4 protein-coding genes are annotated in these 15251 nt (G+C 73.5%); 3 read left to right on the top strand and 1 reads right to left on the bottom strand.

Annotation, left to right across the window (positions count from 1 at the left end; genetic code table 11):
- Window positions 1–13: 13 nt before the first annotated feature.
- The 3 genes from OHA89_RS31810 to OHA89_RS31800 are packed head-to-tail and all read left to right on the top strand — an operon-like array spanning window position 14 to window position 14651.
- Window positions 14–12415 carry an amino acid adenylation domain-containing protein gene (locus tag OHA89_RS31810; RefSeq protein WP_406367690.1) on the top strand — a complete coding sequence of 4134 codons (12402 nt, stop codon included), beginning with the start codon at window positions 14–16 and terminating at the stop codon, window positions 12413–12415.
- A gap of 27 nt (window positions 12416–12442) precedes the next feature.
- Window positions 12443–13408, top strand: coding sequence for a TauD/TfdA family dioxygenase (locus tag OHA89_RS31805; protein WP_406367689.1), 966 nt, complete (start codon window positions 12443–12445; stop codon window positions 13406–13408).
- Between the two features lies 1 nt (window position 13409).
- Window positions 13410–14651, top strand: coding sequence for an MFS transporter (locus OHA89_RS31800; RefSeq protein ID WP_257557578.1), 1242 nt, complete (start codon window positions 13410–13412; stop codon window positions 14649–14651).
- Between the two features lie 9 nt (window positions 14652–14660).
- Here the strand turns inward: OHA89_RS31800 and OHA89_RS31795 are convergent, their stop codons facing one another.
- Window positions 14661–15152: a helix-turn-helix domain-containing protein gene (locus OHA89_RS31795; protein ID WP_266946815.1), complete on the bottom strand. Its 492-nt coding sequence runs from the start codon at window positions 15150–15152 to the stop codon at window positions 14661–14663.
- Window positions 15153–15251: the final 99 nt, after the last annotated feature.

Raw genomic sequence — 15251 nt, 5'->3', positions numbered from 1 at the left:
TCTAGGAGTCTTCATGAACACGCCGTCTTCGCGCGAGAACCGGATCGCCGCGCTCCCCGATCATCTGCGCGCGGCCCTCGCCGAGCGTCTGGCCGGCCGCTCCGGAGCCCGGAACGGTCTCGCGATTCCCCGCGTCCCGCGCTCCGAGACCCTCCTGATGTCCTTCGGGCAGCAACGCCTGTGGTTCATGGAGGACTTCGCACCGGGCGGCACCGACTACCACCTGGCCGAGGCGCTGCGCCTGACCGGCCCGCTCGACGCCGGGGCGCTGCGCGCGGCGGTCGGTGACCTGATGGCCCGGCACGAGGCGCTGCACACCACCTTCGGTCTGGCCGACGGCAAGGGGGTGCAGGTCCTGCGCCCCGGCCTGGCTCCCGAGTGGGCGGTCGTGGACGTGTCGGACACGGCCCCCGCCGACCGCGAGGCGTGCGTCCGCGAACTCGTGCAGGCCGAGATGAACCGCCCGTACGACCTCGAGGGCGGCCCGCTGGTGCGGGTGCTGCTGGTGCGGCTGTCCGCCGCCGAGCACGTCTGCGTGCTGGGGATGCACCACATGGTCACCGACGGCTGGTCGATGGGGATCGCCGCCCGCGAGTGGGGCGAGCTGTACGCGGCCCGGGTCGAGGGCCGTCCGGCGCGGCTGGCCGACGTACCGCTGCAATACCCGGACTTCGCGGCCTGGCAGCGCGACCGGCTGGAGAACGGCGAGCTGCTCGCCGCCGAACTCGACTGGTGGCGGGAGCGGCTGGCGGGACTCGCCCCGCTGGAACTGCCCACCGACCGGCCGCGTCCGGCGGTGCGGTCCTCGGCCGGCGCGGCCCTGCGCTTCGAGGTGCCGGCCGCGACGCTCGACGCCGTGTCGGAGCTGGCGCGGTCCCGCGGCGCGACGCTGTTCATGGTGCTGACCGCGGCGGTCGGCACGGTTCTGGCCCGCTGGTCGGGGCAGGAGGACATCGCGCTGGGCACCTCCTCCTCCGGCCGCCGCGAGGAGGAGCTGGAGCACCTGGTCGGCTTCCTGGTGAACACGGTGGTCCTGCGTTCGCGGGTGGCCCCGGAGATGACGTTCGACGAGCTCCTCGGCCAGGTCAAGGAGACGGTCCTCGACGCGTTCGCCCACGAGGACGTGCCCTTCGACCGGCTGGTGGACGCGCTGCAGCCGGAGCGCGACCCCAGCCGTACCCCGCTGGTCCAGGCGATGGTGGTGCTGCACAACACCCCGGCCGGCTCGGTCGCCTTCCCCGGCGTCGCCGCGGCTCCGTACGCGCTGGACCGGGACGCCTCGCTCTGCGACCTCACCGTGGAGTTCGAGGCGCGCGAGGGCGCGCTGCTCGGCCTGATCGAGTACAGCACCGAGCTCTTCGACGAGGGGACGGCCGCCCGGCTGGCAGGCCATCTGACCACCCTGCTCGCCTCGGCCGCCGCGAGCCCCGGACAGGCCCTCGCGGACCTGCCGATGCTGACGGACGGCGAGTACCGGCAGGCCGTCGAGGAGTGGAACGCGACGGAGCGGGAGGCCGGGGACCCGGCGCCGGTCCACGAGCGGGTGGCCGCTCGGGCCGCGCGCACCCCCGACGCCGTGGCCGTCGTCGCCGACGACGCCACCCTGAGCTACCGCGAGCTGGACGAGCGGGCCAACCGGCTGGCCCACGTCCTGCGGGACCGGGGGGCGGGACCGGGCACGCCGGTCGGGCTGTGCGTGCCGCGCGGCACCGCCATGGCGGTCGGCCTGCTCGGCATCCTCAAGGCGGGAGCGGCGTACGTGCCGCTCGATCCGGACTATCCCGCGGACCGGCTCGCGCACATGCTCCACGACTCCGGGGCGGCCCTGGTGGTCACCGAGGAGGCGGTCCGCGGACGGCTTCCGGAGTCCGGCGCCGTCCTTGTCGACCTGACGGCCCACCGCGACACGATCGCCGCGGCCCCCGCGACGGCGCCCGACGCGCCCGTCTCCCCCTCGGACCTGGCCTACGTCATCTACACCTCGGGCTCGACGGGACGCCCCAAGGGCGTGGCGATCGAGCACCGCAACGTGACGCACATCTGCGAGGCCTGGGACGAGCAGTACGGCCTGTCCCACCTCGAGCTGCGCTTCCTGTCCGTCTCCAGCATCTCCGTCGACCTGTTCTTCGCCGACCTCATCCGCTCGCTGCCGTTCGGCGGGGCGCTGATCATCGCCTCCCGGGACGTGACCACCGACCCGCCAGCGCTGCTCGCCCTGATCGAGCGGACCGGCGCCACCGGGCTGGAGATCGTCCCGTCCCTGCTGAACGCGGTGCTGGCGGAGTCCGCCCGCCGGGGCAGCCCGTTCCCCCCGCTGCGGCTGATATCGGTGGGCTCCGAGGGCTGGCGGGTGGAGGACTGCCGGGAGCTGTTGCGCCGGGTCGCCCCCGGCACGCTGGTCGTCAACGCGTACGGGGGAACCGAGGCGACCGTCGACTCGACGGTGTTCCTGCCCCGGCTCGACACCCTTGGGGACGGGGTCTTCGTACCGGTGGGCCGTCCGCTGCCGGGCACCCGCGTCTACGTACTGGACGCCGGGATGCGGGTGGTGCCGGTCGGGGTTCCCGGGGAGATCTGGATCGGCGGCGCGGGCGTCGGCCGCGGCTACCACGGCAACGAGGAGCAGACCGCCGAGCGGTTCCGGCCGAGCCCGTTCGTGGCGGGCGACCGCCTCTACCGCACCGGCGACCGGGCCCGGCGGCTGCCCGGCGGCGACCTGGAGTTCCTCGGCCGGGCCGACGACCAGGTCAAGATCCGCGGCTTCCGGGTCGAACTCGGCGAGGTGGAGAAGGCCGTCCGGTCACACCCGGACGTCGAGGAGGCGGTCGTCGTCGCCCGGGAGGAATCCTCCGGGCGCCGCCGGCTCGTCGCCTATCTGGTGACCGGCCGCGAGCTCGCTCCGGCGGAGCTGCGCGGTCACCTCGGCGGTCTGCTGCCGGACTACATGGTGCCGGCGGCGTTCGTGCGGCTGGACCGGCTGCCGCTGACGCCCAGCGGCAAGGTGGACCGCCGGGGGCTGCCCGAGCCCGGTGCGCACGATGCCGCGCCGGACGCGGCGTACGCGGCCCCGCGCGACGAGACCGAGGAGGTGCTGGCCGCCGCGTGGGCCGCGGCGCTGGGCGCGGAGCGGGTCGGCATCCACGACAACTTCTTCGACCTGGGCGGCGACTCGATCCTGTCGATCCAGGTCGTCTCGCGGGTCCGCCAGGCGGGCTACCGGCTCACCTCCAAGCAGCTCTTCGTCCACCAGACCATCGCCGCGCTGGCCGCCGTGGTGACGAAGGACGCGGACCCGTCCCCCGCCGCCCCCGACACGGGCCCGGGGGCGGCCGAACTCACCCCGATCCAGCGGTGGTTCTTCTCGGCGCACACCGTGGCCCCGGAGCACTACGCGATGTCCGTCCAGGTGGAGCTGGCCCCGGACACCGACAGCGGACTGCTGGGCCGCGCGCTGGAGGCCGTGGTCGCGCACCACGACGCCCTGCGGATGCGCTTCCGCCGCGAGGGCGAGGAGTGGGTCCAGGAGTACGGCTCCGGCGCCGGCACCGGCCTGCTCGACGTCTGCGACCTGACCACGCTGGACGAGCCCGCGCGCCGTACGGTGATGCACTCGGCCGCGCTGGCGGCCCAGCGGTCCCACGGCCTCGCCGCGGGGTCCCTGGTACGGGGCGTGTTCTTCGACTCCGGCCCGGACCGGGCGCCGCAGCTGCTGCTGGCCGTCCACCACCTGGTGGTGGACGGGGTCTCCTGGCGGGTGCTGCTGGCCGATCTGGCCGCCGCGTACGAGCAGCTCGCCGAGGGCAAGCCGGTGGACCTGGGCCCCAAGACCAGCAGCTACCGGCAGTGGTCCGGGCAGCTGGCCGAGCTCGTGCGGTCCGGCGGTCTCGACCCCGAGATCGCGTACTGGCGCCAGGTCGACCCGAACGGCGCCCCGGCCCTGCCCACCGACCGGGACGGGGCCAACACCACCGCCCACGAGCGGACCGTCGAGGTGCTGCTCGGACGGGAGGAGACCGAGGCACTGCTGCACCGGGTGCCCGCCTCCTACCGCACGCAGATCAACGACGTGCTCATGGCGGCGCTGGGCCGCACCATGGCCGGCTGGACCGGCCGGGACCGCGTGGTGATCGGCCTGGAGGGCCACGGCCGCGAGGAGCTGTTCGACCACCTCGACCTCTCCCGTACGGTCGGCTGGTTCACCACCCACTTCCCCGTGGCACTCACCCTCCCCGGCGGCGGCGCCGGCTGGGGCGAGTCCCTGAAGTCGGTGAAGGAGCAGCTGCGCGCGATCCCCGGGCGGGGCCTCGGCTACGACGCGCTGCGCTTCCTGTCCCGGCCGGGCAGCCCCGGCCACGCGCTGCGGGGCGACCGGCTTCCGGAGATCAGCTTCAACTACCTCGGGCAGTTCCACGGCGCCACGGGCGAGGACGGCCTGGTCCGCGGACGGGTGTCCGCCTCGGGTCTCGATCACGCTCCCGAGGAGCCGCGCCCCTACCTGCTGGACGTCATCGGCCTGATCGACGACGGCCGGCTCGGCGTCAACTGGACGTACTCCGGTGAGGTCTTCGCGCAGGCCACGATCGAGCGGCTCGCCGGGGAGTTCCTGACCTCCCTGCGCGAGATCATCGCGCACTGCCTGGCCGAGGGCAGCGGCGGCGCCACCCCCTCCGACTTCCCGCTGGCCGGCCTCGACCAGGCCGGCGTGGACCGGATCGCCGGGAACGGGCGCGCCGTGACGGACATCTACCCGCTGACGCCGACGCAGGCCGGGATGCTCTTCCACACGCTGGCCGACCCCGGCGGCCCCGGCTACTTCGACCAGATGGTGTTCGAGTTCGACGACGTGCACGACGTCGGGGTGCTGGCGGCGGCCTGGCAGTACGTCACCGACCACCTGGAGCTGCTGCGCGGCTCGCTCGTGTGGGAGGGGGTCCCCCGGCCGCTGATGGTGGTCAGCCGGCACGCCGAGCTTCCGGTGACCCACCTGGACTGGCGGGAGCTGCCGGAGCGTGAGCACCGGGCCGAGCTGGAGCGCTTCCTCGCCGAGGACCGGGCCCAGGGCCTGGACCTGGGCACGGCTCCGCTGGCCCGGCTCGCCCTGATCCGCACCTCGCAGACCGGTGTCCGGGTGGTGCGCAGCTCCCACCACGTGCTGCTGGACGGCTGGAGCACCTTCCAGATGCTCTCCGCGCTCTCCGTCGCCTACGAGGCGCTGGCGGAGGGACGGACCCCCGTCCTGCCGGCCCGCAAGCCCTTCCGCTCGTACGTGGAATGGCTGGAGGGCCAGGACCTGACCCAGGCTGAGGAGTACTGGCGCGGCCGGCTGGCCGGATTCGAGGAGCCCACCCCGCTGCCCCTCGACCGGCGGCCCGCCCCCGGCCACCAGTCCACGTCCACCGGGCGGCTGGTCCGCCGGCTCTCCCCGCAGGCCGGGGCGGAGCTGTCCGCCTTCGCCCGACGGCAGCGGATCACCGTGAACGCCCTCGTACAGGGCGCCTGGGGCCTGCTGCTGTCGCGGTACACGGGCCGCGGCGACGTGCTGTTCGGCGCGACGGTCTCCGGCCGTCCCGCCGATCTGCCGGGGGTGGACTCGATCGTCGGCATGACGCTCAACACCCTGCCGGTACGGGTCGAGGTCGACGGGGCCGCGCCGGTGGCCGAGTGGCTGGGGCGGATCCAGCAGGCCCAGGTGGAGGCGGCGCAGTACGAGTACGTTCCGCTGACGCGGGTGCAGAACTGGAGCCCCCTTTCCGGCGCCACCCAGCTCTTCGAGACGCTGGTCAACTTCGAGAACTATCCGATGACCGACGGGACGGCGGCCGCCCAGGGGCTGCGGCTGCGCAACCTGGAGAGCGTCGAGACCACCAACTTCCCGCTGGTCCTGCGGGCCTACGCGGGCGACGGGTTCGGCTACTCGCTGGCCTACGACCCCGAGCTGCTCGACGAGGCCACGGTCGAGCGCATGGCGGGGCACCTGGAGACCCTGCTCACCGGCCTGGCCGCCGATCCGCAGCGGGCGGTGTCCGACGTGCCGATGCTGTCGGACGAGGAGTTCGAGCAGGCCGTCCGCGGCTGGAACGCGGCGAGCGCGGTGCCCGGCCGGGGGGAGTTCGCCCACGAGCGGTTCGCCCGGTGGGCCGCGCGGACCCCGGATGCCGTGGCCGTCTCCTCCGCCGAGGGCACCTTGACCTACCGGGAGCTGGACGAGCGGGCGAACCGGCTCGCCCGTCACCTGATCTCCCTGGGCGCGGGACCGGACCGGCTGGTGGGCCTGTCGGTCGAGCGCGGCCCGCTGATGGTGGTCGGCGTGCTCGGCATCCTCAAGGCGGGGGCCACCTACGTCCCGCTGGACCCGGCCTATCCGGCCGAGCGTCTCGCGTTCATGGTCCGCGACTCCGGCATGGGCATCCTGCTGACCCAGCGGGAGCTGCGGGACCGGCTGCCGGTGTCGGGGGCCGTCGAGGTGGAGCTGGACGGCGACTGGCCCGCCATCGGCGCGCTCCCGGTGTCGGCGCCCGAGGTGGCGCTCACGGGCGGAAACCTGGCCTACGTCATCTACACCTCGGGGTCGACCGGCCGGCCCAAGGGCGTCATGGTGACGCACGCGAACGCCGCGAACCTGCTGCCCTGGCTGGAGCAGGCCTATCCGGTCGACCCCAGCGACAAGGTGCTGCTGCGGACCTCGATGAGCTTCGACGTGTCGGTCTGGGAGCTGATGCTGTCGGTGCTCTCGGGAGCCACCGCCCACGTGGTCTCCACCGACGTGTCCAAGGACCCGTTCGAACTCGCCGACGTCATGGACCGGTACGGGATCACCATCGCGCAGTTCGTCCCGTCCCTGCTGGGCGCCCTCCCGCTGGACCGCAGGCCGCGTGCGCTGCGCCGGCTCTTCGTGGGCGGCGAGCCGCTGCCCAAGTCGGTCGCCGACGCTGTCCGTTCCGCCTGGGACGTGCCGCTGATCAACAAGTACGGGCCCACCGAGGCGACCATCCAGATCACCGTGGCCGACCACCTCGGCGCCGACGACGGCGAGACCGTCTCGATCGGCGGCCCGATCGCGGGCGCCTCGCTGTTCGTGCTGGATCCGCAGCTGCGTCCGGTGCCGGTGGGCGTCGCGGGCGAGCTGTACGCGGCCGGCCCGGTCCTGTCCCGGGGCTACCTGAACCGGCCGGGGCTGACCGCCGAGCGGTTCGTCGCCTGCCCGTTCGGGGAGGCCGGCGCGCGCATGTACCGGACCGGGGACATCGTCCGCCGCACGGCGGACGGCCGGCTCCAGTTCATCGGCCGGGCCGACAACCAGGTCAAGATCCGCGGATTCCGCATCGAGCTGGGCGAGATCGAGGCCGCGCTGGACCGGCTGGCGGGCGTGGGCCAGGTCGTGGTGTCGGTACGGGAGGACAGCCCCGGTGTGCGGCGGCTCGTCGCCCACTACACCGCCGACCGCGCGCTGACCGCGAACGAGCTGCGCACCGCCCTGTCGGCCTCGCTGCCCGAGTACATGCTGCCCGACGCCTTCGTCCGCCTGGAGCGGCTGCCCCTGTCGCCGAACGGCAAGGTGGACCGCAGGGCGCTGCCCGCCCCCAGCGCCGAGGGCGAACAGCAGGAGTCGCAGTACGTCGGCCCGCGGACCGGGACCGAGGAGACCCTGGCCGCGCTGTGGGCCGAGGCCCTCGGCGTGCCCCGCGTCGGCGTCCACGACAACTTCTTCGATCTGGGCGGCAATTCCATCCTCGCGATCCTGGTGGTCTCCCGTACGCACAAGGCACTGGGCATCCAGGTCTCGCCGCGGCTGCTGTTCGACGCCCCGACGGTCGCCGAACTCGCCGCCGCGCTGGTCCCGGCGGACGGAGCGGACGGAGCCGGCGGCGCGGACGGCACCGACGGGACGGCGATCCCCGTGGTGTCCCGTACGGCCGACCTGCCCATGTCGTTCGGGCAGCAACGCCTCTGGTTCCTCCAGGACTTCAACGAGGACAGCACGGAGTACCACTCGACGGCGGCCGTGCGGCTGACGGGCGAGCTGCACGCGGACGCCCTGCGCACCGCGGCCGGCCTGCTCGTCGCCCGGCACGAGGCGCTGCGCACCACCTTCGACGTGGCCGACGGCCGCGGGGTGCAGCTGGTCCACGAGGTCCTGGAACCCGGCTGGGAAACGGCCGACCTGTCGGACGTCCCCGAGGAGGAGCGCGAGGAGCGGCTGCGCGCCCTGGTGCGCGCCGAGGTGGACCGGCCGTTCGACCTGAAGGGCGGCCCGCTGCTGCGCCTGCTGCTGGTGCGGCTGGCCGCCGATCGGCACCTGCTCGTGCTCGGGATGCACCACATCGTGACCGACGGCTGGTCGATGGGGATCGTCGCGCGGGAGCTGGGCGAGCTGTACGCGGCGCAGGTGCGCGGGGTGCCGGCGGAGCTGCCGGACGTCCCGGTCCAGTACCCGGACTTCGCCGCGTGGCAGCGCGGCAGGCTGGAGGACGGCGGCCTGCTGGAGGAGCAGCTGGAGTGGTGGCGCGGCCGCCTGGACGGGGTCGCGCCGCTGGAGCTGCCCACGGACCGGCCGCGGGCGGCCGTCCGCTCGGCGCGGGGCCGCTCCCACACCTTCGAGATCCCCGCCGACGTGGTGGCGGGCGTCAGGGAGGTGGCCCGGGAACAGGAGGCGACCCTGTTCATGGCCCTGACCGCCGCGCTGAAGGTGGTGTTCGCCCGGTACTCCGGGCAGCAGGACATCGCGGTCGGCACGGCCTCGGCGGGCCGCGGCCACGCGGGGCTGGAGCACCTCGTCGGGTTCCTGGTGAACACCGTCGTGCTGCGCTCGCGGGTCGACCCCGGGATGCCGTTCCGCGAGCTGCTCGGGCAGGTCAGGGAGACGGCGCTGGAGGCCTTCGCCCACGAGGAGGTGCCGTTCGAACGCGTGGTGGAGGCGGTGCGGCAGGAGCGGGATACCAGCCGCACCCCGCTGTTCCAGGTCATGGTCGTACTGCAGAACACCCCGGGGAGCCACCTGGAGCTGGCGGGGCTGCGCACGTCGGGCTTCGAGATGGAGCGCGACTCCGCGCTGTACGACCTCACCATCGAGTTCGAGGAGCACCCGGACGGGGTGCGCGGCCTGGTCGAGTACAGCAGCGAGCTGTTCGACGAGGAGACGGTCGCCCGGTTCGCCGAGCACGTCCGGGTCGTCCTGGCGGGCGTCGCCGCCGCCCCGGAGCAGACCGTGGCCGACCTTCCGCTGCTCGCGCCGGGCGAGTTCGAGCGGGTGGTGGAGGAGTGGAACCGGACGGGCGGTGGGCCCGCTCCGCACGGTTCGCTGCACGGGACGGTCGCCGCCCGGGCCGCCGCCACCCCGGCGGCGACGGCGGTCTCGTGCGGACCGGAGGCCCTGTCGTACCGGGAACTGGACGAACGGGCGAACCGGCTCGCGCACCATCTGGTGTCCCTCGGCGCGGGACCGGGCGTGCTGGTGGGCCTGTCCGTCGAACGCGGGGTGGAGATGGCCGTCGCCATGCTCGGCATCCTCAAGTCCGGAGCGGCCTACGTGCCGCTGGACCCCGCCTACCCGGCGGACCGGCTGGCGCACATGGTCCAGGACTCCGGGGCGAAGATCCTGGTCACCCACCGCGGCCTGGAACGGCGGCTGCCGGTGACCCGGGCCGTGGTGGTCGATCTGGACGGCGACGGGGCGGCGATCGGCCGGCGCCCGAAGACCGCGCCGCGGAGCGCGGTGTCCGGCACGGACCTCGCGTACGTGATCTACACCTCCGGTTCGACCGGCCGCCCCAAGGGCGTGGCCGTCGAGCACCGGTCGGTGCTCCATCTGCTGGAGAACTGCCGCCCGGCCTACGGGTTCGACGAGCGGGACGTGTGGACGGTCTTCCACAGCTACGCCTTCGACTTCTCGGTGTGGGAGCTGTGGGGATGCCTGGTCACGGGCGGCCGCGCGGTGATCGTCCCGCGGGACGCGGCGCGCAGCCCGGAGGCGATGTGGTCCCTGCTCGGCGAGGAGGGCGTGACGGTGTTCAGCCAGACGCCGTCGATGTTCCGCGAGCTGGTGGCCACCGCGGCGGAGCGCGGCTCGGCGCCGCTGCCGACGCTGCGCTGGGTGGTGTTCGGCGGTGAGCCGCTGGAGTCCAAGCACCTGACGGCCTGGTTCGACCGCTACGGATCGGGCCGGGCCCGGCTGGTGAACATGTACGGCATCACCGAGACCACCGTGCACGTTACGTTCCAGGAAGTACTGGCCGGCCACCTGGCGGGCGGAGGCCGGATCCCGGTCGGCCGGCCGCTGCCCGGCTACCGGGTGCTGCTGCTGGACGCCTCGGGCAGGCCCGTACCCGTGGGGGTGCCCGGTGAGATCCACGTGGCCGGGGGCGGTCTGGCCCGCGGCTACCTGAACCGGCCCGAGCTGACGGCCGAGCGTTTCCCGGTCAACCCGTACGGCGCTCCCGGTGAGCGGATGTACCGCTCCGGCGACCTGGCCCGCTGGCGGTCGGACGGCACCCTGGAACACCTCGGCCGCAGCGACGACCAGGTCAAGGTGCGCGGCTTCCGGATCGAGCCCGGGGAGATCGAGACGGCGCTGGTGGGCCACGCGGGCATCCGCGAGGCCGTGGTGATCGCCCACCAGGACGAGGGCGGACACCGCAGGCTCGTCGCCTATCTGGTGGGCGGCGGCGAACTGTCCACGGCGGAGCTGCGCGAGCACCTGGCAGCCTCGCTGCCGGACTACATGATCCCGGCCCTGTTCGTGGTCCTGGACGCGCTGCCGCTGTCGCCGTCGGGGAAGGTGGACCGGCGTGCCCTGCCCGCCCCGGAGGCGCAGGCGGGACCGTCCGGCGCCGAGTTCGTCGCTCCGCGCGACGCTGCGGAAGAGGCGCTGGCCCGGATCTGGGCGGAGGTGCTGGGGGTCGAACGCGTCGGCGTCCACGACAACTTCTTCCACCTCGGCGGGGACTCGATCCTCTCGATCCAGGTCGTCTCCCGGGCCCGGCAGGAGGGTCTGCAGCTGACCTCCCGGCTGCTCTTCCTGCACCAGACCATCGCCTCCCTGGCCGTGCAGGCCGCGGTGGCCGCACCGGGCTCCGGCCCCGCCACGGCGCTCGAACCGGCGCGCGGCACCGTCGAACTCACCCCCGTCCAAAGGTGGTTCTTCGACCAGCACGAGGCCGTCACCCCGGACCAGTACGCCATGTCGGTACGGGTCGAACTGGCCCCCGGCACCGACCCCGTGCTGCTCGGCCGGGCCCTGGAAGCCGTGATCGCGCAACACGACGCCCTGCGTCTGCGGTTCAACCGCGGCCCCGAGGGGTGGGTGCAGGAGTACGGCGACGCACCCCGCGGTGTGCTCTCCGTGTGCGACCTGTCGTCCGAGCCGGACGCGGCCGCCCGGGAACGGGCGGCCGACGAGGCGGCGCTGACCGCCCAGCGGGACCTCGAGCTCGCCTCGGGGAGCCTGGTCAGGGGAGTCTTCTTCCGCCTCGGCGGGAACGAGCTGCCCCAACTGTTCCTGGCCGTGCACCACCTGGTCATGGACGGCGTCTCCTGGCGGGTGGTCCTGGAGGACCTGGCCACCGCGTACGGACAGCTCGCGGCCGGCGCCGCGGCCGGCCTCGGCGCACGGACCAGCAGCTACCGGCAGTGGGCCCGGCGCCTGGCCGACCACGTCCGCTCCGGCGGCCTCGACCACGAGGTGGAGTACTGGACGCAGGTCCCGGGCTCGCGGGCCGTCCCGCAGGACGGCGAGGGCGCCAACACCTACGGCGGCAGCGCCGTGGCGTCCGTCCGGCTGGGCCGGGAGGCGACCGACGATCTGCTCAAGCGGGTGCCCGGGGCCTTCCGTACCCAGATCAACGACGTGCTGCTGACGGTGCTCGGGCGGGTGCTGGGCGAATGGGCCGGGGCTCCGGTCACCGTCGCGCTGGAGGGCCACGGCCGCGAGGAACTGTTCGAGGACGTGGACCTGTCCCGCACCGTGGGCTGGTTCACCACGATCCACCCCGTGACCCTCGACGTTCCGGCCGGCGACTGGCCGCCCGCGCTCAAGGCCGTACGGCGCCTGCTGCGCGCCGTCCCCGGACGGGGACTGGGCTACGGGGCGCTGCGCCACCTGTCCGCCGCCGACGGCCCCGGCCGGGCGCTGGCGGCCCAGGAGCAGCCGCGCGTGAGCTTCAACTACATGGGCCAGTGGGACCAGTCCGCCGACCCGGAGGGCCTGGTCCGCGGACACCTGGAGGCCCTGGGCCGTGACCGGGCGCCCGGACTCCCGCGCCCGCACCTGATCGACATCGTGGCGGCCGTCGTCGACGGCGAGCTGCGGATCGACTGGATCCACTCCCCCGGACACCACCACACCGCCACCGTCGAGCGTCTCGCCGACCGGTTCCTGCTGGGACTGGAGCAGATCGCCGGGCAGGCACGCGCCAACTGAAGGGTTCTTCCTGTGAATCGCTATGCATTGGACCAGAACGAAACGGACGCGGTGGCCGATCTGGCGGACCGCTTCCTCGCCGGCCGCCAGGGCTGGGAGCCGCTCATCCTCGCGGACGAGATCAGGGCGGAGTCCGAGCGGCTGCCGCTCGGGATACGGCAGTTCCTCGTGGCCTGCCGGACCGCCGAGGAGCCCGTCATCACGGTGGCGAACCTTCCCGTCGACGAGGGCCTCGTGCCGACCCCGGCGAGCTGGCAGGTCGCCGAGAAGGAGGGAGCGGCGGTCCGGGAGGAGCTGGTGCTGCTGCTGATCGCCTCCGTGCTCGGGGATCCCTTCGCCTGGGCGAACCAGCAGAACGGCCGGCTGGTGCACGACGTCTGCCCGGCCAGGGGCCAGGAGTCCTCGCTGACCAGCGCGAGCAGCGAAACCCAGCTCACCCTGCACACCGAGGACGTGTTCCACGCCTGCCGGGGGGACTACGTGGCCCTGATGTGCCTGCGCAACCCCGACCGGGTGGGCACGACCGTCGCGGGGCTCGACTCCCGCTCCCTGCCGGAGCCGCTGCGGGAGGTGCTGCAGCAGGAGCGCTTCCGTTTCTACCCGGACGACTCGCACGCGGTCCCACCCCGGTACTCCGGCGGGCGGCCCGTCGCCCGGGAGGAGCGCGAGCACGAGGTGGCCTCCGTACTGTTCGGCCCCGCCGATGCCCCGTACCTGCGCATCGACGCGGACTTCACCAGTGCGCTGCCCGGTGACGCGGAGGCCTGGAAGGCCATGGAGGAGTGCGCCGAGCTGCTGAACGCGTCCGCCGAGCGGGTCGTGCTGAGCCCGGGCGAGGCCGTCTTCCTGGACAACTACCGGGTGGTGCACGGCCGGGACGTGTTCGTGCCGCGGTACGACGGCGCGGACCGGTGGCTCAAGCGCACCAGCGTGGTCCGCGACCTGCGGCGCACGTTCGTGCACACGCGGTCCCGCTCCCGCGTGCTGGGCTGACATGGCCAGGAAGGACTTCACTCTGCTGTGGGCGAGCCAGGCGGTCAGCGAGTTCGCCTACAGCACCTCCCTGATCGCGCTGCCCCTGCTGGTGCTGACGATCACCGGGTCCCCCTCGCAGGCGGGCGTCATCGCCTTCGTCGACGCCGTCGCCATGCTGCTCGCCGGACTGCCGGCGGGCGCCGTGGCCGACCGCTACGACCGGCGGTCGGTGATGCTCTGGTGCGAGGGGGTGCTGGTCGCGGTGTTCGGCGTCGCGGCGCTGTCCTTGTGGGTGGAGGTGGCGTCGCTGCCGGTCCTGGTGCTGCTGGCCCTGGTGAGCGGCGCCGCCACCGCGGTGCTGCTCGCCACGGGCGCGGCGATGGTGCCGGCCCTGGTCCCCAGGGAGGAACTGTCCGGCGCCGTCGCGATGAACTCGGCGCGCACGTACGCCGGCCAGCTCGTCGGCACCTCGGCGGGCGGCTTCCTGCAGGCGATGCGGAACGCGCTGCCGTTCGCCTTCGGCGGCGTCGCCCACGCGATCAGCTTCGTCCTGCTGCTCTTCATCCGGCCGCAGCCGCCCGCCGGACGGAAGGGGTCCCGGAAGTGGTCCTCCCGGGACCTGGTGGACGGCATCCGCTGGATCTCCGGGCGTCCTTTCCTCCGGCTGGGCCTGCTCTACGCGACGGTCACGAACTTCTTCTACGGAGCGGTCTACTTCGTGGTGATCGCCTCGGCGAAGACGAGCGGGATGAGCTCGGGCCTGGTCGGCGTGATGGCCGCACTCCTGGGGGTCGGCGGGCTGCTGGGCGCGCTGGCCGCACCCAGGCTCCAGCGGGTCCTGACCGGTTCCCGCCCCATCTTCCTCGTGCTGTGGCTCTTCGCCGTGCTGACCGCGGGGATCGCGCTGCTGCCGGGCAGTTACACGCCGGGGATCCTGCTGGGGGTCACCGCCTTCACCGCGCCGACCGCCAGCGCCTACTTCACGACCTACCAGCTGCTGCTCACTCCGGACACCCATCGCGGCCGGGTGATGAGCGTGGCGAACATCTGCAGTTCGGGCGGCGCCGCGATCGCGCCGCTCGCCGGGGGCGCCGCCTTCGACTTGTGTGGACGGCCCGTCACACTGCTGGCCTGCTCGGCGCTGCTGGGCGTCATCGCCCTGTCTGCCGTGCTGAGCCCGGTCATGCGCCGCCCTCCGGAGGCTCCGGCCGTGGAGGAGGTGGGCGAGGGGACGGGCACGGTGTCGCGGTCGGCGCGGTGAGCGCTCGCCTCAGGAGTCTGCGTCACCGGTCTGCGACGCGTCCGCCTGCGGCGCGGTGTCCGGGTTGTCCACGCCTTCCAGTTCCCGCAGCTGGCCGATCAGGCTCGCGATGGTGCGGCGGCTGGAAGGCGAGAGGCCGTTGGCGCGCAGCGCGAGCGCGCGTACGTCCGCTTCCCGGAGCGCCTTGAGGAGGGACAGCTGCTCATCGGTCCGCTCCGCCTCCTCGTCGTCGAGGAAGTAGGCGGGTTTGACGCCGAAGTACCTGGCCAGCGACTCGAGATGCCGCTTGGTCGGGTTGGTCTTCTTGCCCGTGCGCAGCTGCCAGATGTAGGTCGCGCTGATGGTCCTCTCACCGGCGGCGATGTTGATCGCGGTGGCGACCTCCTCGTACGACGGCGGACGCCGGCCCCCGGGTTCCTCGGTGAAGAGCCGATCCAGCTTCTCCGCGAGGGTCCGGTCGGCGTCCGCCCCCGTATCTCTGCTGTCAGCGCCGCCAGCCATCGGTCACGTCCTCTGCACTCATGGCCCCTCAGGAATCGCCAACTCTACTGATCACGAAGCCGGGCTGTCAGCACCCGATGGCTCGAAACCGCCCTGCCC

It is taken from the genome of Streptomyces sp. NBC_01546 (assembly GCF_045208355.1).
Lineage (GTDB): Bacteria > Actinomycetota > Actinomycetes > Streptomycetales > Streptomycetaceae > Streptomyces.
The sequence above is the reverse complement of the archived record's forward strand: the minus strand, read 5'-3'. Positions and strand labels throughout refer to the sequence as shown.

Bases quoted from the DNA above. Each gene is read 5' to 3' on its own strand.
- OHA89_RS31810 (WP_406367690.1), top strand. From the start codon at position 14: ATGAACACGCCGTCTTCGCGCGAGAACCGGATCGCCGCGCTCCCCGAT.
- OHA89_RS31800 (WP_257557578.1), top strand. From the start codon at position 13,410: ATGGCCAGGAAGGACTTCACTCTGCTGTGGGCGAGCCAGGCGGTCAGC.
- OHA89_RS31795 (WP_266946815.1), bottom strand. From the start codon at position 15,152: ATGGCTGGCGGCGCTGACAGCAGAGATACGGGGGCGGACGCCGACCGG.